Annotated in this window: 13 protein-coding genes; 7 read left to right on the forward strand and 6 right to left on the reverse strand. The window is 33.0% G+C overall.

Translation table 11 applies throughout. The annotated features are described in order from the left end of the window. Positions 1 to 409: 409 nt before the first annotated feature. Positions 410 to 1,606: a restriction endonuclease subunit S gene (locus tag BUA89_RS07555; protein WP_072955113.1), complete on the forward strand. Its 1,197-nt coding sequence runs from the start codon at positions 410 to 412 to the stop codon at positions 1,604 to 1,606. Here BUA89_RS07555 and BUA89_RS07560 read toward each other — a convergent pair. Continuing rightward, positions 1,601 to 2,071: a restriction endonuclease subunit S domain-containing protein gene (locus tag BUA89_RS07560; protein WP_143152284.1), complete on the reverse strand. Its 471-nt coding sequence runs from the start codon at positions 2,069 to 2,071 to the stop codon at positions 1,601 to 1,603. The two genes, BUA89_RS07555 and BUA89_RS07560, sit on opposite strands and share 6 nt — an antisense overlap. Positions 2,072 to 2,194: 123 nt before the next feature. Between BUA89_RS07560 and BUA89_RS07565 the strand changes: the two genes are divergently transcribed. After that, on the forward strand, positions 2,195 to 2,998 hold the full coding sequence (locus tag BUA89_RS07565) for a tyrosine-type recombinase/integrase (RefSeq protein ID WP_072955118.1): 804 nt from the start codon (positions 2,195 to 2,197) through the stop codon (positions 2,996 to 2,998). A gap of 29 nt (positions 2,999 to 3,027) precedes the next feature. Here BUA89_RS07565 and BUA89_RS07570 read toward each other — a convergent pair whose 3' ends face one another. From BUA89_RS07570 to BUA89_RS07580, 3 genes are read right to left on the reverse strand one after another with little or no spacing between them, the layout of a single operon-like run. Beyond that, positions 3,028 to 4,503 (reverse strand): restriction endonuclease subunit S, encoded by a 1,476-nt coding sequence (locus tag BUA89_RS07570; RefSeq protein WP_083531631.1) that lies wholly within the window; start codon positions 4,501 to 4,503, stop codon positions 3,028 to 3,030. After that, a complete protein-coding gene (locus tag BUA89_RS07575) occupies positions 4,503 to 5,939 on the reverse strand; it encodes a type I restriction-modification system subunit M (RefSeq protein ID WP_072955121.1) in 1,437 nt (478 codons plus the stop codon). The genes BUA89_RS07570 and BUA89_RS07575 overlap by 1 nt, the downstream gene beginning before the upstream one ends. Positions 5,940 to 5,952: 13 nt before the next feature. Further along, complete coding sequence (locus BUA89_RS07580; protein WP_072955122.1) at positions 5,953 to 8,646, reverse strand: type I restriction endonuclease subunit R; 2,694 nt, start codon at positions 8,644 to 8,646, stop codon at positions 5,953 to 5,955. Positions 8,647 to 9,380: 734 nt separating this feature from the next. Here BUA89_RS07580 and BUA89_RS07585 point away from each other — a divergent pair. Next, positions 9,381 to 11,135, forward strand: coding sequence for an ATP-binding protein (locus BUA89_RS07585; protein WP_143152285.1), 1,755 nt, complete (start codon positions 9,381 to 9,383; stop codon positions 11,133 to 11,135). Next, positions 11,132 to 13,282, forward strand: coding sequence for an N-6 DNA methylase (locus BUA89_RS07590; RefSeq protein ID WP_072955126.1), 2,151 nt, complete (start codon positions 11,132 to 11,134; stop codon positions 13,280 to 13,282). The genes BUA89_RS07585 and BUA89_RS07590 overlap by 4 nt, the downstream gene beginning before the upstream one ends. Positions 13,283 to 13,751: 469 nt before the next feature. On the opposite strand, the gene BUA89_RS07595 is transcribed toward BUA89_RS07590, so the two are convergent. Next, on the reverse strand, positions 13,752 to 17,411 hold the full coding sequence (locus BUA89_RS07595; RefSeq protein WP_178362441.1) for an AAA family ATPase: 3,660 nt from the start codon (positions 17,409 to 17,411) through the stop codon (positions 13,752 to 13,754). Between the two features lie 734 nt (positions 17,412 to 18,145). Between BUA89_RS07595 and BUA89_RS07600 the strand changes: the two genes are divergently transcribed. Continuing rightward, the gene (locus BUA89_RS07600) at positions 18,146 to 19,489 is read left to right on the forward strand and encodes an alkaline phosphatase family protein (protein ID WP_072955132.1); all 1,344 of its coding nucleotides are present in this window, start codon (positions 18,146 to 18,148) and stop codon (positions 19,487 to 19,489) included. Positions 19,490 to 19,754: 265 nt separating this feature from the next. Here the strand turns inward: BUA89_RS07600 and BUA89_RS07605 are convergent, their stop codons facing one another. After that, on the reverse strand, positions 19,755 to 20,048 hold the full coding sequence (locus tag BUA89_RS07605) for a helix-turn-helix domain-containing protein (RefSeq protein ID WP_072955135.1): 294 nt from the start codon (positions 20,046 to 20,048) through the stop codon (positions 19,755 to 19,757). Positions 20,049 to 20,228: 180 nt separating this feature from the next. Between BUA89_RS07605 and ccoN the strand changes: the two genes are divergently transcribed. Together ccoN and BUA89_RS07615 are read left to right on the forward strand one after the other, a co-directional pair. Beyond that, positions 20,229 to 22,508: a cytochrome-c oxidase, cbb3-type subunit I gene (gene ccoN, locus BUA89_RS07610; protein WP_072955138.1), complete on the forward strand. Its 2,280-nt coding sequence runs from the start codon at positions 20,229 to 20,231 to the stop codon at positions 22,506 to 22,508. Positions 22,509 to 22,524: 16 nt separating this feature from the next. Continuing rightward, positions 22,525 to 23,412, forward strand: coding sequence for a cytochrome c (locus tag BUA89_RS07615; RefSeq protein WP_072955142.1), 888 nt, complete (start codon positions 22,525 to 22,527; stop codon positions 23,410 to 23,412). Positions 23,413 to 23,451 lie beyond the last annotated feature (39 nt).

Here is a 23,451-nt window from a genome sequence, read left to right on the forward strand (position 1 = left end):
CAAGATCTTTTACCAATGTTTTTGCCATTTTTATTCTATTTTGCCTCTGCTATAAAATCTTTAGATGAAAGAATCCAAGTATAAAATAATTTTTCTTAGTCTAAAGACTTCTTTGGATCTAACTAAAGGTTGAGTAACAACTTATTTTTAGTAACTAATTTTTTGATTTTAAAATAGTCCATTAAATTATGGAAAGATTTTTTTGCAAGAAAACAATTTAAATTTCATTGATTTTTAAGTTATTATTGTCTATTTAGAAAAGATTTTTTTAAAAAATTCTCTCTAAATAACATTCCATAAATCATATTACGAGAAGTTCGCTGACGGAACTGTGAAATGTGTTGATGAGGAGATTCCTTTTGAGATACCGGAGAGCTGGGAATGGTGTAGATGGAGAAACCTTTTCCAGATGAATCCCAAAAACACAATAGAAGAAGATGTTGAAGTTTCTTTTGTACCTATGGCCTATATAAAGGATGGATATGCAAATGAAGCTAAATTTGACAGACGACAATGGAGAGACATAAAATTAGGATTTACACATTTTCAAAACAATGATCTGGGTATAGCTAAAATTACCCCTTGTTTTGAAAATAGAAAATCTGTAATATTTAAAAACTTGTATAATAATTATGGTGCAGGAACTACAGAATTACACATATTTCGTCCCATTGTTTTTCCTATTATTGCAGAATATGCTTTATACATATCAAAGACGGAAAACTTTATTTCAAATGGGATAGCAAATTTTTCTGGAGCCGTAGGACAGCAACGTGTCGGAAAAGATATTATCGGAGATTATCTTATTGCACTTCCACCTCTAGAAGAAATATGTAAAATTCTATCAAGTATATCAAAATTATTTTTGATTGTTGATGGCATTGGGAATGATAAGGATCAATTATATTCTTATATTCAAAAAACAAAAAGCAAAATTCTGGACCTCGCCATCCGAGGCAAACTCGTCCCACAAAACCCAAACGAAGAGCCTGCTTCTATGTTGCTTGAGCGCATAAAAGCAGAGCACCCGGAAAGCAAAAAAAAGGCTAAAAATGCAGGGGATAACTCACATTATCAGAACTTGCCTCAAGGATGGACAGAATGCACATTAGAAAGTATCGGCTCTTGGTCTTCTGGAGCAACTCCAAATCGCTCAAATAAAATGTATTATGAAAACGGAACGATTAGTTGGTTGAAAACTGGCGACCTAAATGATAGCTATATTGATTATATACCAGAGAAGATAACCGACTTAGCCCTTAAAGAATGCTCAGTTAGATTAAATCCAAAAGATAGCGTATTGATTGCAATGTATGGCGCAACTATTGGGAAAATTGGTATTCTAAATATACCAGCTACTACAAATCAAGCTTGTTGTACCTGCATTACATATTCAGGTATTTATAATAAATTTCTTTTTTATCTTTTGATGGCTAAGAAGAAAATTTTGCAAATGAAGGCAGAAGGCGGGGCACAACCCAATATTTCAAAGGAGAAAATTACTAGTTTTCCTATTCTATTACCTCCAAGTCAAGAACAAATTAGAATAATCCAAGTTGTAGAAAGTCTATTTCAACGATTAGACAACATAACAGCAGAGTTATAACTCTGCTGTTATGTTATCAAGCATAGTATATAATGAATTAATTGTTTTTGTTATTCTAATCTGTTCCTCAAAAGGAGGAATCGGATATAGCCAATTAAGAATGTTTTCATTATTTATTGACGGAGAATTATCTCCTTTCATAAAGCTGTTTAATCCATCTATCACATATTTGGAAGTCATTAAATTAAAGCAAAATATAGGGAATAATAAAGCATTAGGTTTGCAAACATAAAAACCAGTAGAAGCAATGCAATTATTCAGGGAACAATCTATGAAAGCAATATTCTCTAAGTATGGTCTCACCATAGAAAAAAGAGTATCTCCTGTTGATAATTTCCTTGTAGCCCGACTTGGAGCATCTTGTTTTTTAATGGTTTTTGGGTTAATAACTTTATGAGTTTTATTATCTATTGCATCAATATCAATGTATATAAAACTATCTTCCGTAGGCTTAGTACTTTCCATTTGATTGAAACAAGAATAGCCTCGCACCCACATCCAATTCTCGGGTATCTCAAAGGGCAAGTTCTGATAATGTGAGATAGCCAAGATAAATTTGTTGTCTTATTTTAAAAAATTAATAGAATAATGGTAACAGATTTTAAAAAATCACTAAGTAAAAATGACTTGGCAGAAAACACAATTACGTCGTACGTATGGACGGTAAATCACTTTCTTACCCAATATGGGGCAGTAAATAAAGAAAACCTTTTGGCTTACAAAGGATTTCTAATCGAACATTTTAAACCACAAACAGTGAATCTGCGTTTGCAAGCAATGAACAAGTATTTAGAATTTATCAAAAAAGATAGGTTGAAGCTCAAATTTGTTAAGGTTCAACAGAAAAATTTTCTCGAAAACGTCATTAGTGATGCAGATTACAAGTTTTTCAAAACAAAGTTAAAAGCTGATGGAAACATTGAGTGGTATTTTGTTGTTTGGTTTTTAACTGCAACCGGAGCTCGGGTCAGTGAATTGTTGCAGATAAAAGCAGAACACGTTCAAATAGGACATCTTGATATGTACACAAAAGGAGGGAAAATCAGACGTTTATATATACCTAAAAATCTTCGTGCAGAAGCTATCAAATGGTTAGAAACAAAAAGTATCAAATCAGGATATATATTTCTCAATCGTTTTGGAGAAAGAATTACAACGCGTGGAATATCTCAACAGTTGAAACATTTTGCTTCAAAATATGGCTTGAATGTAAATGTAGTATATCCACATTCTTTTCGCCATCGATTTGCCAAAAACTTTTTAGATAGATTTAATGACATAGCACTGCTTGCTGACCTTATGGGACACGAAAGCATAGAAACGACTAGAATTTATCTTCGCCGTACCGCAAGTGAACAACAAGCCATTGTCGACAAAATTGTGAATTGGTAAAGACTGAAAATTATAGCGTAGGCAGATGCTTACGCTATAATTGAATTTGTTATTTTATCAAGTGAAGCAAAAATTTCTTCAATTTTTTGGACAATTTGTTTTTGTTCTGATAGTGGGGGTAAAGGAAAAGGAATAGTATTTAAAGATGATTTTGTGAGATGTTTAATAGTAACTCCCTTGCTGTAATTGTCGAGGAAATGTATATTATTATAATGCCACAAAAAATACATATACAAATAAGAATCAATTTTACAATGGAAACGTACTCGATGTATCGCATTTTGATATAGCATGCTGTTCTCTCTATCCCATACTGCACATCGCCCAACTTCCCCTCCTTCGCAAATAAGTAAATCTCCCTTCTCTATTGAGTAACGATAGATTTCAATATCTTCAAATTTCATTTCTTTCAAGTCATCTAAGATAACATCTCCCCACCTAACATTTACGCTACGGAGATAAGGATAATACTTTCCCTGATTTTTAATTTTATCCAATGTTTTGCCTAAATCATTAGTTGCAATATCTTCAAAATAGCACCATTCCCAAGATTTTGGAATTTCAAAGGGATAATGTGAGTTATCCCCTGCATTTTTAGTCTTTTTTTTGCTTTCCGGGTGTTCTGCTTTTATGCGTTCAAGCAGTACGGAAGCTGGCTCATCATTTGGCTCTTGCGGGACAAGTTTGCCACGGATGGCGAGGTCTAGGATTTTGGATTTGGCTTGATTAATGATTTTTGACAAATCAAGTTTATTTCTGTTGATACTATTAATCAACTCAACAGACGATATAATATTTTGATTTATTTTTTTTTGTTCATCAATAGGAGGAATTGGTATAAAAAAATCAAGAATTAATTCTCTATTCAATCCAGGTATTAGACCATTTGCTTTAGATGTTATATCTTCGATCCTACAATCAAGAACTTGTTTAATATATTCTATGCTTATGTGATTATTATATACTCTAATAGATTGAATTTGCCTTGCAATATGTGCTTTTGGTAAATCACATAAACACATTTTTCCAACACCTGCACCCTTACATACTAACAGTAAATCACCTTTACCTGCAAAAACACTTGGGGTTGTAGTCCAACGATTGATTTGTAATTTACCGTCAAAAATATTGCTTGCACCAATTATATAAGGTATTCCGTCTTCATTAGAATTGTATTTATCTGGTGGAAAATCTTGTCCAGAAATTAAAGAAACTACACTTCCCAACCTACACCATTCCCAACTCTCCGGTATCTCAAACGGTATTTCCTCATCAATACATTTAACGGTTCCGTCAGCGAACTTCTCGTAATATGATTTATCGGAACGGTAAATGTGTGATTCGTTCTTATCTCGTTTAATTTTTTTTTCTTTAATTAATTTTTCTTTTTCTGCACGTATTTTTTCAATAAGTACAGAAGCTGGCTCATCATTTGGGTCTTGCGGAACTAATTTTCCACGTATTGCTAAATCGAGGATTTTTTGTCTTAATTTCTTGGTATCCATTATTCCTCTATTTTGCCGATTATTTCTTTTAATGAAGTTACCGCTCTTGATATATTGGAACTTTTCTCTTCAATTTGTGACAACAATTCGGCAAGCGACATATCTACGGTCTCTTCTCCTGTTTTAATCCAGGTTATATCTAGGCTGGTTTTGTCTCTTCCCAATAATTCTGCTGAAGTATATTTCCGCCAGCGACCGGATGGATTTTCTTTGGAATAAGTCTCTATCCTGCTGTTAATATTTTCAGCATTGTAGCATTTTATAAAATCATCTAAATGCTGACGACGCATTGGATTGGTTGCCAAAGTATGTTTTACATTGGTACGGTAATCATAATACCACGTTTCGTTGGTTTTATTTCCTTTTGAAAAAAACAATACGTTTGCTTTGACACCATTGGCATAAAAAATACCTGTAGGTAAGCGAAGAATAGTATGAAGATTAAATTCTGTAAGTAATTTTTTGCGAATCGTTTCTCCTGCACCGCCTTCAAATAATACGTTATCAGGTAATACAACTGCTGCTCTTCCGCCATTTTTAAGCATCAGCATAATTTGTTGCATAAAATTCAGTTGGTTATTGCTCGTGGAAACATATAAATCGGTACGCATAGCAGCAATATCTGTAGAACCAGCAGGTCTATTCCCGAACGGAGGATTAGCAAGTACTACATCTACCAATGTATCCGGTTCTCTTTCTAATGAATCACAGCATTCTATCGGGCTGCGTTCCGTGCCGATTCCGTGCAGATATAAATTCATTGAAGCGAGGGTTACAACGAGAGGTGTATTGTCGTTACCGTGCAATGCTTTATCCCTCAAGAATGCCCGTTTTTCTTTATCTTGCGACTGCTCTTTCATATAATCGTAAGCAGTAAGAAGAAAACCACCTGTACCACAAGCTGGATCGCAGACCGTTTCTCCAATTTGCGGACGGGTAACTTCAACCATAGTATTAATTAGTGGTCGTGGAGTAAAGTATTGCCCAGCGCCACTTTTCTTGTCTTGTCCGTTTTTCTCAAGAATACTTTCATAAATTGCACCTTTAACATCTCCATCCATCGACAACCAATTTTCTTCATCAATAAGTGTTATTACTTTTTTGAGATATACCGGTTTCTCTATTTTATTTTGGGCTTTTGTATAGATTGTTCCTATCAGGTTGTCTTCCTGACTCAATAATTTTAAGGTTTTCTCGTAGTGGTCGATTAAATCAAGTCCATCCAGTTCCGTTAAATCATTCCAGCGATAACCGTCTGGAATAGCCGATTCCTCTCCGAAAATCTCAACATTTTCGTTGTCCATCTTCAGAAATAAAAGATAAGTTAACTGTGTTATATAATCGGTGAAGCCTACACCTTGTGAAGAAAGAATGGTAGCTAAATTCCAGACTTTTTTTGTAAGCGACTGTTCAGTCGCAGCTGTTTTTTTTGCCATTAATAATTTTATTTTAAGCAGCTTTTAGTATAAATTGTGAAAGTGAGATGATGGCAGTATTTACAGAATCTGCAGTGCCAAAATCTCTTACCATTTGAGCAACCAAAGGTTTGTCTTCCTCTTTAATGTCATTAAAATTGCAACTTCCATTAGCTAAAATATAATTAACAACGTTGCGGATAATCTCTTTTTGAGTGTCCGTCAAAGGTCGTTGATTTTGTCCGCACCAAAGCTCAAAGCGACTTGCAGCCATTGATGACAAAGAACGTAGGTCAGAACTTTGTTTGAATGCAAAACGTACTAACTGAATAATATTGGTTAGCGCATCTTTTTCATCTTTTGAGCGAAAAGAGACAACGTGATTCGGGTCCAGGACAGAATAGGTATTCCATAACAGGATAGGATTGAATTTGTTGCTGGCTTGAATTAGTTTTTCTCGTAGTTCTTTCAACATTTTATAAGTAATCGGCTCATTGCTGTTGTTGTAAATAATACGTAAAGCTTCAATCTCATCTTTATGAGAATTGACATAATCTTCAAATGCTTGTGTGGTGTTCTGAGCTTCTTCAATCGAAAATCCTTTCTCAATTAAATTATCTTCTCCCGGTTGCAAAATGGATATAAATCCTGCATTCAGTTCTAACAGATATTGTCTTGCTTTCGGATTATGCGTAAGAGGACGTACGAGACCTTTTCGTCCAAGATTTGGATGATTGACCTCAATAAAAGGTTCCAATATTCCTTCTTCTAAAGCACTGAATATTTGTACTGTCAAATCTTTTATTTTGATTCTTGCTAAATCTGTGAATTTTTGACGTTGTTTATCATCCGATTTAATATTGATTCGTGATAAACGACTTGCCAAGAGTCTTAAATTATCATCCGACAAATCTCCGTGCGTAATGCGCTCTAATAATATTCTCAAAGACATATTAGGAGGCGGTATATCTGCACCAGGACGAGTAACCTGCATTTCGTGTTCTGTTACTCCGACTGCATCTACCAAAAAGAAAAGGTCTTTACTGACCGCATTGGGAGTTACGTTACGGAGTTGTTCGTCTCCAATTGTTCTTACACCACGACCTTTCATCTGTGTATAAAGAGCATCCGATTCCACATCTCGCATAAACATAACAACTTCCAAAGGTTTTACATCCGTTCCTGTTGCCACTAATGTCACGGTAACAGCAATCCGGAAATCTTTGTCATTTCTAAAACTTCTTATTAACTGATTGCTGTCTCCTGCAGAATAAGTAATTTTTTGAATAAATTTTTCGGACTGGTTAGGAAATACTTCCTTCGCAATTCGGACTATATTGGTTGCGTGAGCATCATTTAAAGCAAAAATCAAAGTTTTAGGAATATACTCTAATTGAGGCTCTCTATCTGGATAAAGCTCGTTATATATAGAATCACGGTAAGTTTCTAAAATAAGTTTGATTTGCGAAGGATTGATAATACTGCGATTGAGTTCTGTAGAAGTATATGTTTTCTCTTCTGAAGTTCTTATATCTTCTACCTTACCGGAATATTTTGTTATCTGCGTTATATTTTCTCCTTCTTTTACAGCTCCTCCATTTTCCGTAGCCTGAGTTTTAATACGGAACACACGATAATCAACATTAATTCCGTCAGCGATAGATTTTTCAAGGGTATAATTTACTATACGGTTATTATTGAAAAAAGCTAAAGTTTCAGGAGCTGGTGTAGCGGTAAGACCAACCATTTTTGCTGATTTAAAATACTCCAAGACTTTTCGCCAGTTGCCGTAAATGGAACGGTGGCACTCATCAATAATGATTAAATCAAAAAAATCAGGAGGAAGATTTAAGTTTCCATCCAATTGTATTTCTTTTCCATCTTCATTATATGATTCATCATCATCGTTATCATTTAATTCCTGCCCTGTAAGTAGCGCAAAAAGTCTTTGAATGGTTGAAATAACAACATTTGCATCTTTGGGGATTTTAGCAGATTTTAATCGCTCTGTTGTAAAAATCGTATTAAATGGTTCTCCTGTTTCTGTAAGCCGGAATGTGCTAAATTCTCCTTCTGCCTGTCGCCCTAAATTGTTTCTGTCAACAAGAAACAAAACCCTCTTAATCGGCGTACAAGAAAGTAGTCTGTAAGCAGCCATACAGGCCGTAAAAGTTTTTCCTGCCCCTGTTGCAAGTACCATTAACGCACGGGATTGACCTAATCTGAAACTAGATTCCAATTCAGTAATTGCTTCATATTGACAGTCTCTTAGTCCCTTTTTTTGGAGTGAAGGCAGACCTGCATATTCATCTTTAATTCCAAGCATTTTTACAATCTCTTTTGGCGAATGGATACGAGGGACTGTCAGATAATCTTCATCAAGATTATTAATATTTCTAAATAATATTTCCTTACCGTTTGATAAATAAATGATGGGCAACGGTTCATACCAGTAAGAACACCAATTTGGTAATCGTCGAACATATCTTTCAGCTTGCTCCATTACAACATTGGATAGCCGATATTCTTCCTTTTTTGCTTCAAGAATACCTATAGCCTTGCCATTAATAAATAGAAGATAATCAGCTTCAAGGCTTCCTTTTAAAATCCCTTCTTCAATAGCCACAGCAGAAATATTGGGTGAGTAATGGTCTCTATTGACAATTTCCCACCCAGATTCATTAAGCATTCGATTGATAATTTCTCTAGCTTTTTGTTCTGGTGTCATTTTTTACTTCTATATAATTTATATTATCGGAAGTTACGTACAAAAATAGTTAATTTCACAGGAAATTCTAACTATTCATTTTTGTTATGAAAGATAATTGCTAAATAAATTTAATTTAAAGTTTTTTTGAAATATTTAATTACAAATTAGACGAATGATTTGATATCATACTTGTAACTCTCTTATTAAATGTATTAAAAAAACACCTTTATCTGGAATATGTATTTTAAGAATGGTAACTAGTGATTTCTTCCCCAACTAATGCTTCTTTAACTAATTCCAATAATACTAATATTTTTATCATTACGAAATGTAAGTTGTTTTTTCCATTACAATGCCTCGCAGAGCGAAGCAGCAACTTTGTTTGGAGGAACGACTTTCAAAGTTGCGAATGAGCTCCTAACTTCTCTATGTAGTTGTTAAAGTTTGCTACGTAATAATATATATTCTAAAAAGCTTAGCAGCTTGTTTTTTCACTTCTTCTTGCGAGTGGAGATAGCAGAATTTTCTAAATATTAAGATTTTAAATTAAGTATCTCATTAAAATCATCTATTGCCTAATGTGTGAATTTGTTAGCTTTCAGCTAGTCTAAATATAATATTTTATTATATACACAACGGTTACTGATTCTTTTGGTGCTTTTAAATGCGTATATTTGTTTGCAAGCTAATGTAATAAAAAACTTAGGTTGTTAGCATTAATATTAAGAATAAAAACTATAATCGGAAAGCATATGACGTTAGAATTCAAAAGTAAAATTGTTGAAGGTATTCAGCAACTTACTTTAAATAACGGAATCACAACATTCATAGGAGGTAATGGTTCTGGCAAATCTTCAATTTTAGAATCAATTTTCGAAACTTATATTGAAAATGATGATTTTCGAGTTATATGTTTTAGCTCAGGGCAAAATGAACTTTTTAGTGAGATTTTTAATAAACATAAACGAACAAACCGTAGATATTTACGTGAAAGAAATGAAACTATTCAATCTTTTTATTTTAATAGTGAGTGGATAAAATTATTAATATTCTGGGCAACTATTTTTAAAGAAAATGGTTTGGTTAGGAAATATCTCTTAGAAAAAAATTATATTAATGTTGACGCTTTAAATGATGATATTTCTACTAAACTTCATTTTCGATTCAGAATTAGAAAGGATTATGTGCTTAGCATCAGAAATGAAATTGAACAAGAAGAGCTCGGAACTAACGTAAGTGAAGAAGGCTATGAAATTCAAGAAAATCTGTTACGAAAAACCGAATTCCATGAAACTTTAGAAAAGATAATTACAGCTTTTGATATTGACTTTGATTTCCAAAACAATGACAATTTAGTTAAAAGATGGCTAACATTCGATTCTAAAAAAGCATATGAAGTCTTCACACATAAGGATATTAACATGGTATTTAGTTTTTGGGCATTAGCGACTAACGGTTGGCTTTCAAATTCTGAATTATCTGAATTCAATTTGTCATTTAGCGATATTGAGTTTAAACATTTAAGTGACGGAGAATATCAAATTTTATCAACGTATGCTATTATTGACCTGTTTGACGATGAAAACACAATATTTTTGTTCGATGAAATAGATTCTCATTTATATTATGAAAATTTAAATAAAATGTGGAATGTTTTAAAGAACTCACGAGGGATCATTATAACAACAACTCATATTTCAGAATCAATTTTACAAAATAAAATCGAAAATATTAAAGTCATTGAAGGTGGTAAAATTGAAGAAAGTTTAACTTTTTTCGAACTCTCTAAAAGGCTAGATAATATAGTTGGTCAAAAAAATTATCAGTTTAAAATTTTATCGCGAGTTGAGTATCCTGTCATAATGGATAATCTAAGCGATTGGATAATTTTCAAAAAACTTGTTGTAAAGAAATTTGGTGAAGAATCTTTATTAATTTTAGATAAATTTTTACCTATAGCCAAAAGTTCGAGTTTTGATACTACAAATGAAATCTTTGGACATCAAAAACTTTATTTTGTTGAAGAATTTAGAAAGGAGAATCTAGGTAAAACAATTCTCACTAAGAATATTTTTTTAATTTGTGATAAAGATGAGTTACCATTAAATCAAATTGGTGCAGACATGAAAGTTGCAATTAATCAAAAATTTGATAATATTAAAAAATTTAATAATAATAATAATACTAAAACTCACCTTCTTAGTTGGAAAAGAAGAGAAATTGAAAATTATCTTCTATCACCTTCTTTATTTACTGCAAAAAACTGTACTAACGATATAAACGCGCTTTATAATTTGCCAAATTATAGTATTGGAGACAATTTGGATAATATAAGTGATTTTAAAATTGGAGATTTCAAAACAATATTAAGACCATTTTATAATATGGAGGGCTCAGGATTTAACGAGGAAATGTTAACAGAAATGATCAGTCACATTAATCCTACTGAGATTTCAAATGATATCAATTTAATGTATAATTACTTGAAGAATACAATTGCTTTATGAATGATATAAGTAGAAAAATAGAAAAGATAACTAATATACTTAGGAGAGACGAAGGTATTAGTAATGTCATTCATTATACAGAACAGATATCTTGGATTTTATTTTTGAAATTTTTAAATGATCTTGAGGAAAAAAGATGCAAAGATTTTACATATGATAAAAAAGAATATAAGTTTATTGTTCGTAAGGATTTTCGATGGGAAAATTGGGCATTTCCGAAAGATATAGATGGTAATTTTGATACTGAAAGAGCTTTAATCGGATATGATTTAATTGAATTTGTTAACAAAAGCTTATTTGTTTATCTGAAACAATTCAAAAATAATCAATATAAACCGACATCCTTAGAGTTTAAAATTGGATCAGTGTTCGAATTACTAGATAATAGAATAATAAGTGGTAATATACTAAGAGAAATTCTTGAAATTGTAAATTCGTTGAACTTTCAAAATTCAATTGAGCTTTCTGAGCTATCAGTAATTTATGAAAATCTTTTACGAAACATGGGATTCGACGGAGGGAATTCTGGTGAATTTTATACACCAAGAGCGATCGTTAAGTCTATGGTTAACACATTGAATCCACAGATAGGTGAGACTGTATATGATGGTGCAACTGGTAGTGCTGGATTTTTAGTAGAAACATATGATTTCTTATTATCTTCAAATGATAAGAGTAATTTTTCTACATCAGATTGGCAAACTATCAATGAAGATACTTTTTATGGCAGTGAGAAAACTTCATCAGTTTTTATCATGGGAATATTAAATATGATTCTTCGTGGCATTGAAAATCCAAATGTCTACAGAGAAGATACATTATTAAAAGATATATCAAATGTAAACAATGAGCAAAAGTATGACGTAATTCTATCAAATCCTCCTTTTGGAGGAAAAGAAGATTCTTTATTACCCCAGAAATTTTCGATTAAAACCAATGCTATAGAGATGCTATTTATTCAACATTTTATGGAGATGCTTAAATTCAATGGACGAGCAGCTATAATAATTCCTGAAGGTGTTTTATTTCAGAAAAGTATTGCTTTTAAGAAAATTAAGCAAACTTTATTAGAGCAGTTTAATGTGCATACTATTGTAAGTTTACCCAGTGGTGTTTTTCTCCCTTACAGCGGTGTTAAAACAAATATTCTTTATTTTGATAAGAATAGAAAGACATCTAAAATCTGGTATTATGAGGTTAATCCTCCCTATAAATTGACTAAAAATAAACCAATAAGCTACGCACATATGGAGGATTTTGTGAAATTATTTAAAAATCCCAAGCAAAGAAATAATACAAATCGTAAAAAAAATAATGACTGTAATGACTGGACAGTCTGCGTCGATGATATTATTGATTTTGATTTAAGTGCAAGAAATCCAAATAAAATAATTCCTTTAGAGGTTAAATCTCCATTGGAACTAGTTGAAAGTGTTATTGAAGATGATTTAGAACTGTTTGACCTAACTAAGGAACTTAAAAATATTATCAACAGTGATATTTTTTCAGTAAGAAATTATTCTAATAATCAATTTGAAACTACGTTAGATGACCTCGTCAGCATTAAGTCAGTTGGAATGATTCAACCTAAAGAAAAAATTGTAAATTTAAACAACTACAAATACCTTAAATCTGGAGATTTTAATTCTATAAATTTTGATAATGTATTAAAAGTATCTGCCACAGAAGAGGAGTTAGCAAAATACAAACTGGAAAAAGACGACTTCTTAATTAATATAAGAAGTGGCAATGATAGTATTGGTCAAGTAGGGGTTTTTAATTCTGATGAGGTAGTATTGTATAATAATAACATTTTGCGTATTAGATTTAAAAAAAATGTTAATTCCAAATATATGTACTATCAATTTCAATCGAATAACATTCAAAATAAATTAAATGAGATTAAGTCGGGTACATCAAGTGTTCATAACATTTCTTATAAAAATTTGGCTAAAATAAAGTTACTTTGTCCTCCTAAATTAGAGCAAGATCAATTAGTTGAAAAATTAGATTATTTTTCATCAAAGTCTAATGTACTGAACGAATTACTGAGAAAAAAAACAGCTAACATAAAAGCATTATTAGAAGGTTTACTTGATTTGGCATTTTCAAATAATAATTCTAGTAGTGAATTTAAAACGAAATAGTATTGGAAAAAGAAGATTTGAAGAGTGAGTTTTTTTGCCTAGACTAATGGTTAGTAGAGATATCTACATTAAACGATCCACTTAAAATTTGATAATGATGAATATTCAAGATTTTATTACAATGATGCAAGATTTCAATTTTTTTTTATCAATTAACGGATGAAATGTTAGATCAAAATAATATCAAATTGCTCACTTCATCTGAAAAGCCACATATAAAATATATCAAACTCGGCAAAGCCAAAAATATTGCAATGAGTGTATTTCCCTCAGAACAACTGATTAAAGTAATCATTATAAATTGATTGCTAACAGTATTCACGTGAATACTAATACTTCTGATATAATTTGATTTTAGTTTGTTGACAGTTTTTATTTCCTCAAATTTTAATTGTAATCGCTAAATGAAAGTGTTTTTGATTACTATGAAATTGTATATTTTAACTTTAGTTTTATAATCTTATTACCATTATATGTTGTTTTTCCATTTATTGATACTATCTTCAATTATCTTCGAATCTAAACTACCATCTAGACCATCTTGAGTAATTATTAGATTTCCTATTTGTTCTGAGATTCCAGATTCCTCATAGCTAGACTGTTTTTCTTTCCAATGGGCTTTATATAAAATATTGCCTAACATTCCTAGGTGCTCCAGATAAGCTGTTCGACCTTGATATCGAAGCGTGAAGTCAGGTAAATAGTTTTTTCCTTTTATGGTTAAAAGTTCTTCGTAAGTATAGTCTATGCCCATTTTATCAATAATATTTGCGACAATTACCTCAGATTTAGACCTGACCATTTCACCACGAACAGTCTTGTGAATTAACTTTTCTTCAAAATACCTTTTTTGTTTTGTTGATTGGATTTCAACAATATCGGGTTTTTCAAATAAATCAGTATAACGCTGTTTTGTGTCAGAATACCAATCATTTGAATATTTTAATAATTCTGCAATGGGCAAATCACTTAATATTTTTAATCCGTCTTTCTGTCGAGAAAAAGCTGTATATAATAATTCTTTGGATAGAAGTGCACTTTTACCATTTATAACCACAAGTGTTTTTCCAAAACCTGAGCCTTGGGATTTATGAACTGTGAGAGCATAAGCTAATTCTAGTTTAGAATCGCCTTCATCACTCCCAAAATCATTTTTAGTATATGAGAAAATATGACTATCATAGGAATTGAACATAAATTTATAGTACTTGTCGTTTCTATCATCTCTACCGAATTGTTTTGGATAATTCATCATAATGCCGATTTCACCATTTGCTATATACTCTTTACATCCTTGGCTCTTTTCTCTGCTCCAGCATTCTCTATCTTCATTAACGTTAGAAATTACCTTATCTCCGTAAACAATTTTTTGTATACTTTGAGGATTACATTTTGACCATTGATAATTCCACTTATCAACAATATTTTGTCTGTAATGTATATGTATTTGTTCATTTAAGTAATAAGTTCCTATTCCAATCCATCTAGTTGGAGAAATAATTTGCCAATCTTCGATATGTTTACTAGTATTGTAATGGGTGTATTGATCATTCATTGTAGCTCCTAAGCTTTTATTAAATCCATCAATATCTTCTCTATTTTCCATTTCTGTAATACTTGGTAAAACTTTATCAAAAAATAAATTTTCCAAATGCTCTAAATCTGTATATTCAATATATTCAAGCCGCTCGTCTGTTTTTTTACTTTTTACTCGCTGAATTACACCTTTATCAACAGAGTTAATGTCTGAAAAAAGCTGAGCAAAAGCCAAATCGTCACCTGTGTCATCCTGTCTCATTTCTGTCATTAGCGAAGCTATTTTTTCCGGGGCATTCTTTTCCAAATACATAATCATATCAGTAAATGGTCTTCCTGCGCCTATCGGTGGTAATTGATTTTTATCTCCAGTAAAAATAATACGTTTTGCATGCGTAGAAACCAGTTTTAATATACCTGCAAACATATTTTCAGTTAACATTGAACTTTCATCAATAATAACCGTCTCTGAAACGCTTGTGCTATTTTTATTTGGTAATTTGTACGACATTGTACTCCAACTAAACCCGCCAGAGCGAACCAAAAATTGGGCAATAGTCATACATTCTGCTTCTACATTATTTTCTTTAAATGAATTTTCAAGTTGAATTCTAGCTTTTCCTGTAGGAGTTAGGGCTAAAAGACCTCCTTCTTTTATTTCATTTACTGATGCAAAAATTCCAAGAGCAGTTGTTTTTCCTGTACCGGCTCTCCCTAAAAAAACAGATACTTTTGATGATTCTATAGTTTTTAATGCTTTTGCTTTTTCATTGCGAGCGACTCTGTCTTTTTCTTCATTGCCTTTTTTTAAACTTCCAAATTTCTTGTTAATAATATCAAGCCATTCTTGCCTATTACCAATGTTTTCATTTATACGTTCTGATAGGGTTTTGAATATTAATTCTTTATACTCTTGATATTCTTTTAGTTTGATATAATTATTTGTGATATCAACATATAATCCTCCTTGTACAAGAAACTCTATGATTCCTTCAATTTTTTCAGTTTGAAATTCTGTCTTTCTATCTAAAGGTAAACTACTAATCTTTTCAATAATTTGGTCATAACTAAGTAAAGTATGACCGCAATTTGTAGCATGTTCTAATACCAACATTGTCATGGCTCTAAAACGACGTTTGTCAGCCTCCGTTCTCATTTTTGTTGGATTTGTAAGTGGATAATTATTTTCAACCAAATCATTCACGAACATTGCATTGTCAATTTGGGAAATTGCTATTTGGTATTCTTGACTTTCCTTGCGTGTTAACTCATACAATAGGTATGGGTTATTTATTATTTCAGAGGCATGATCATCTTTGAATTTTTTCCAAACATTACTTGCCTGCTTTACGGAAAGGCTTATTCTAGTTAATAGTTCAAAATACTTTAACTTATTGTCATGTTTCAAAAGACCATTAAATTCGTCTTCTTTTTCTGCTATACTTTCATCTAGCTTGTCATTTCCTGTTTCTTTTTCTCCCGAAAAATATTGCTTTAATTCAGAAATTAGATCATTTTCAGAAGTGTTAATAAAACGAGCTAAATCAAAACTATGTTTTATACCTAAAGCAAATAATACAGAAGCCAATCCAGGAAAAATACCTCTCTGATTCCAAACAGCTTTTAGTTGTTTTTCAACGTATTCCAATTGAATATTAACCCAATCCTGGTTGGCAGTTTCTAAATTTAGTTTTGCAATATTTCTCAGCACTTTTTTTGCCTGATTTAATACGTCAATTGTTGCATCATAACTAACCCATTCGGCAGCGTATGAAAACTCATTCCGAAAACCTTCTGGTTCAAATAACGTAACACTTGAAACATCAAAATCAGGATTGTTTATTAAATATTTAGAAATTTCAAAATATGGCATTAAAAACCCTTGTTCTCCATGATTTCTTATTGAATGTGGTGTGTTTGTTTCCCATATATAATTTTTTTCTTCTCTACTTCCATCTGATGAATATTCCTTCAGTTCAAAGAAATTTACTAAATTTCCAATTCCAGCAATTACACGTCTATTATCTTCAATAAATGGTACTTGCTTGTAATAAGGAAATATTAAAGATTTGTTTGGGACAATACCTGAAAAAAAGTATTCAAAAATAGCTCTTTGGGATTCTCCATGTGAAATCCAAGAGCTATTCCAATTTAACATCCTTTCGTTTCCTTCGTAATCAAAATTAAAATTGTAGTACTTTGCTAATTCTTTTGCATTTCCTTTCAATGTCCATGCAAAAGGTCGTAACAAAAAAGAATACGGTTTTAATTTAAAAGATGTTTCTCGATAGTGAGAAAATTTTTCATTTTTACCGTTCTTATATGGATGATTCATTTTAACTTCGAGTTCTGTTTTACTCATGAAAGCAGAATTCTCTGTAATCCAATTTTTAAATTTTTCCGAACCAATATTTTGATAAAATTTCCCTTTATTTTTTTCCTCTAATTCTATATCTCTTGAATTTCCTATGTTAGGTATTACTTGCGCAGCAACATTGTATTTAGGATTATCATCTACCCGCCCTGTGTAATCATTATCTTTCCATGGAATTCTAGTTGAAAAATGCTGTACATACTCTTTTTTTGTTTTCAAATTTTTGTTCATAAACCTCCAAAATATTAATTTATATGATTACCCTTTGGTGCTTTTGTAAATAACAAATTGCCTACGTATATTGTCTATAATGTAGCGTATAAAAAGCAGATAATTATGTAAATGCACTACTAGATATATATTTTTTGCACTAAAGTAATAATTATTTATTATTAAAGAAGCTTTAGAACATTTAGGAAATGTAAACTGATTTTTAGCCTTCATATTTTTTGTTTCCTCATCCGTATAATTATCAAGAATCTAAGCATATTTATAAAATATTACTCTAGTCAATGAGAACGGTTTATTAATATCTTCGTGGGATCTTTGTAAAATCCATATATTTTGTATTAATATTAGAAATCATTTCTGTACTATAGTCCTTAAGTCTTTCTTAGGTTCCTTCTCGTACTCTTGCAGATTGTAATCCTGAATTGCCTTTCTATTTCATCAATTCTCATTCTTATTTAACCGACATAGCCATAACTTTAGTGGTGGAAAAAGAAGCGTAATTTATCACGATTTTAATTCTGACAATACTATCAAATCATCAACCATGCGGTTCGAAAATTGTTCATCTTTGACTACGGAAACCACCCTTTTTAAGGGTGGTTTTTTATTTTAATTATTTCAATCTTTCTACAATTAATTTTCAATATAAATTTAAACAAACATTTAATAAACTGTTCACGCCCTGTTAACAGTAATATTCTAATCTTGCAAAAATTTTTACAATGAAAAAAATATTCCTTTTTCTGGCACTTTCCGCGGGATTAGTAAAGGCTCAAAACAATAATAATCATGTGGTTTTGATAAGTGTAGATGGTTTAAGACCCGAATTTTATATGAATCCGGAATGGTCGATGGTGAACGTTAGGCAAATGATGAAAAAAGGAGCTTATGCACAGGGAGTCCGTGGTTCGTTCCCGACAGTTACGTATCCTTCCCATACAACTATCGTTACGGGAGTTTTACCTTCAAAACACGGAATTTATTATAACACGCCGGTCCAACCGTTAGGAATTACAGGAGAATGGTTTTGGTTTTATAAGGACATTAAGGTTCCTACTATTTTTAGTGTGGCAAAAGACGCTGGCCTTACAACTGCAGGGGTAAGCTGGCCTGTTACCGTAGGTGCGCCTATTACTTACAACTTACCGGAATATGTGTATCTTCCGAAAAATAAAGGCGAGAAAAAAGATGAAGTGAAAGCAATGAGCATGGAATCTACTCCAAAGGAGCTTTTCCAGGAAGTTGAAGATTATGCGGTAGGAAAATTCGGAGAATATGGAGCAAGCTTGGATTATGCAGTGACCGACCAGAATAAAGCAAGAATGGCGGCTTATATTTTTAAGAAATACAAACCTTCGTTTTTGGCACTTCATATTGCAGCAACCGATCATTTCGAGCATGAGGAAGGAAGAGATGGGGATAAGGTTCGTTCCGCCGTTGCAGGAGCCGATGTGGCTATTAAAACTTTAATTGATGCTGCAACAGCCGCAGGAATCAGTGAAAACACAACATTTATCATTACAGGAGATCATGGTTTTGTGGATATTCACACTCAGTTTAATCCTAATGTAATGTTGGCAAAAGCCGGATTATATGACAATGATAAGAAAGAAAACTGGAAAGCCTATTTTCAGGCAAGTGGAGGTTCTGCATTTTTACATTTAAAAAATCCTAATGATAAAGCAACTTTAAATAAAGTGAACGAACTTCTCAAAAATTTACCCGAGGGTTACAAAAAAATGTTTCATGTCCTGAATAAAGAACAAATTACTGAAGCAAGCGGAGATCCGACGGCTTCATTAGCATTGGCTGCTTATCAGGGAATTAGTTTCGGGGCAACAGCTACCGGAGAATTATTAAAAGCTGCAGATGGAGGAACGCATGGTTATTTGCCTACCGATTTTAAAGAGATCCAGACAGGATTTGTTGCATTCGGAAGAGGAATTAAAAAAGGAACAGTGCTGCCTTTAATGGGACAGGAAGATATTGCTCCATTAATTGCTTATTTATTGAACCTTAATTTAAAAACAGACGGGATTCTATATCCTGGGTTGTTAGCGAAATAATTTTTTCTTGTTGATAAATTTTAGGTCAATCGCAAAGACGCAAAGTTTTCTTAAAAATTATAACGTTTTAAGGCGCAAGAAAATCAAAGATTTTCAGCAATAAAAGCATCCTTAAATTTTATTGAAGATAAAATCCTTGCGCCTTAAAACGTTATAATTTTTAAGAAAACTTTGCGCCTTTGCGATTAAGTAATAACTTAAAAAATATTAAAGTAAAAAGCTGCCTCACATGAAGCAGCCTTTCTGATTTTATATCTAACAATATTTATAAATACTCTTTCGGAATCGCAATATTATTTTTTTTCATATACTCTACAAGATCATGAAACTTATCCTCATATTCATCATTTCCACATTTATGAGAGATGCTGCAGATTTCAGACGGTTTGATTTCTAAGATATCCGAAATCTTGGTTAAAATTTCAAAATTGATCTTCACTTTAGCATTTTCGATATCAGAATAAGCTTTTTGGGAAATTCCCATCTCAAAAGCCATATATTCCTGAGTAAAATCCTTACTTCTTCTTATTTTCCTGATATTTTGCCCGCATATTTTCATGATCCTTATTTTAGTAGTTTTCGGTATATTTTAGAAGGATATCTATTAGACTTACACAAAGTTAGTAAATACCTTTGTCAAAACATTATCACGCTACATGATATTTGAAACATAAGCTAAAAATGTACTCAAAGCTTCTGTTTAAAAGATAATATCACCTCAGTACAACACATAGGAATTATGGAGACGCAACAATTTAATTATGACAATACTATTGTCAGAGCATTCCTCTATGCTACAATTGCATTCGGTTTAGTCGGGTTTGTACTCGGGCTTACCGCTGCGCTGATGCTTTTTTATCCTGAACTTCCGGAATTTTTATTCGGAACAGACGATACAACTATTAAAAGTTTAGCATCTGGAAATATTCAAGGATTGATTAATACACAAGGAGCTTTAGGCTTCGGAAGGATCAGAATGTTACATACAAGTGCGGTTATTTTTGCGTTTGTCTGTAATTCCTTTTTCTGCGGTGCATATTATAGTATGCAGAGATTGCTTAAAACAAGAATGTACAGCGACACCCTATCATGGATTCATTTCTGGACCTGGCAGATCATGATTATTTCCGTTGTGATCACTTTTTTAATGGGGATCAACACCTCAAAAGAATATGCAGAACACGAATGGCCGATTGATATTTTAATTACCATTTCCTGGGTAATTTTCGGAATCAATATGTTCGGAACCATTGCTAAAAGAAGAGTAAGACATTTATATGTTGCCATTTGGTTCTACATCGGAACATGGTTAGCCGTAGCAATGCTTCATATCTTTAACAATCTTGAAGTTCCGTTATCTTTCACAACTTGGAAATCATATTCAATCTATGCGGGAGCAAAAGACGCCTTGGTTCAGTGGTGGTACGGTCACAATGCAGTGGCGTTTGTATTAACAACTCCGGTTTTAGGTTTAATGTATTATTTCTTACCAAAAGCAGCGGACAGGCCCGTATTTTCCTATAAATTATCAATTATCCACTTTTGGTCACTGATCTTCGTTTATCTTTGGGCAGGACCACATCACTTACAATACACTGCGCTTCCGGCTTGGGCGCAAGCAGTGGGAACAGGTTTTTCCATCATGTTGATCGCTCCTTCCTGGGGTGGAATGCTGAACGGTTTATTGACGTTAAGAGGAGCCTGGGATAAAGTGAGAGAAAATCCTATTCTGAAATTCTTTGTAGTAGCCGTAACTTGTTATGGTATGGCAACTTTTGAAGGGCCGCTTTTAGCAACAAAATCTTTAAATAAAATTGGGCATTACACAGACTGGGTAATCGGTCACGTACACATCGGAGCGTTGGGCTGGAACGGTTTCATGGCTTTCGGGATCGTTTATTATCTGATTCCTGTGATGTGGAGAACACAGCTTTGGTCTAAAAAATTAGCCAACTGGCATTTCTGGCTGGGAACTTTAGGAATTATTTTCTACGCAGTACCAATGTATATTTCAGGTTTCACGCAGGGATTAATGTGGAAACAATTCAATCCCGACGGAACTTTAGTCTGGAAAAACTGGCTGGATACGGTAACGGCGATCATTCCATACTATAAAATGAGATTCCTGGGAGGCTTGTTTTATATTTCGGGAGCTATTTTAATGATGGTGAATGTTATTAAAACCATTAAAGCAGGATCTTTCCAAAAAGATGTTCCGGCAGAAGCTCCAGCATTGGCAAACATTGGGTCGGCAAGAAAAGAAGGCGAAGGAATTCACCTTTGGATCGAGAGAACACCAAGAATTATGGCAATCTTAGCTTTCATTACAGTAGCAATCGGAGGTTTGGTAGAAATTATTCCAACCCTGACTTTAAAGCAGAGTGTGCCTACAATTTCGGCGGTAAAACCTTATTCACCATTAGAGTTGGAAGGACGAGATTTATATATCAGAGAAGGCTGCAACGCCTGTCATTCACAAATGATACGACCTTTCCGAGATGAAATTGTAAGATTTGAAGGTAAAAACGGACAATATTCAAAAGCTGGAGAATTCGTTTATGACAGACCTTTCCTTTGGGGATCAAAGAGAACAGGACCGGATCTGCAGAGAGAAGGCGGAAGAAACCCAGATTCTTGGCACTTTAAACACATGTACAACCCAAGAATTACATCAGCAGGTTCAATAATGCCTCGTTTTCCTTGGCTGATCACGAATAAATTAAACAAAACGCAAATGGTGGATAAAATGAAACTGATGAAAAATTACTTCGACGTCCCTTATTCAAAAGCTGAAATAGATTCCGCCAATCAATGGGCAGACAATCAGGCAAAAAATATTGTAAAAAGAATTTATTCCGAAGCAAAAGATGTAAAAGATCAGATTGAAAAAGACAGAACTGCAAAAGGAGCAACATTTGTTCCGCTGGAGCAGAGAGAAATCGTCGCTATGATCGCTTATCTGCAGAGGTTGGGAACAGATATTAAAACCACTCAGATTAAAACTGCAAGTGCAGAATAATTAAAATCAATTAAAAATGAAAACAAGAACTCCAATTTCCATCTACATCCTTGTCACAATAGGCTTGACCATCATGGCGTTCGAAATGTTTGCGCACAATTCAGGATATTTTTCTTCACCTTTTTTCTGGGTATTGATGCTGATCGCGATTATTCTTCTTTTGATTATGAATTCGATCGGAGATTTAATTGAAAATCAGAATTTCAGCAAATTATCAGATGAGGAAAAAGCTCAATATTTAAAAGATAAAAATACACCTTATTTTCAGAAGCTTTGGAATTCCGCATTTAAGAAACAATCTGCAACAGAGGAAAAAGATATTTTGATAGATCACGGCTTCGACGGAATTACAGAACTCGACAATTCTCTCCCAAAATGGTGGATCGGATTGTTCTATTTCGGGTGTATTTTCTGTGCGGTGTATCTTACGGCTTTTGCCTTCACAGATTATGCGCATCCTGAAGCCGAACTGAACAGCGAAACCAAAACCATGCTTGCTTCCATTGCTGAGTTTGAAAAAACCGCGCCACAGGTAACACTGGAAACCGCAAAATACAGTGCTGACAATATCGCAGAAGGGCAGGAATTATTTAAAACGAACTGCGTAACCTGCCACGGAGACAACGGAAAAGGCGGAATCGGACCTAATTTGACAGACACTCATTGGATCAATATAAAACAAAAAAGTTTATTCAAAAATGTGATCTGGATGCTGGAAAACGGCTCACCAAATAATCCTACCATGAGACCTTTTATAAAAGAAGGAACCATCACAGGAAGAGATGCCGAAAAAATTGCAGCGTATGTCTATCATATCAATCAGGAAACACCTTCTGTGACTCCAGCTCAGGGCGGTGCGGAACCCCAAGGCGAACAAGTAAAATGGGAAAACGGGAACGAATAAAAATTTATTATCTCAGCATATGATTCATGCTATGCCCCC

Origin of the sequence: Chryseobacterium arachidis, from assembly GCF_900129245.1 — a bacterium.
Taxonomy (GTDB): domain Bacteria; phylum Bacteroidota; class Bacteroidia; order Flavobacteriales; family Weeksellaceae; genus Chryseobacterium; species Chryseobacterium arachidis.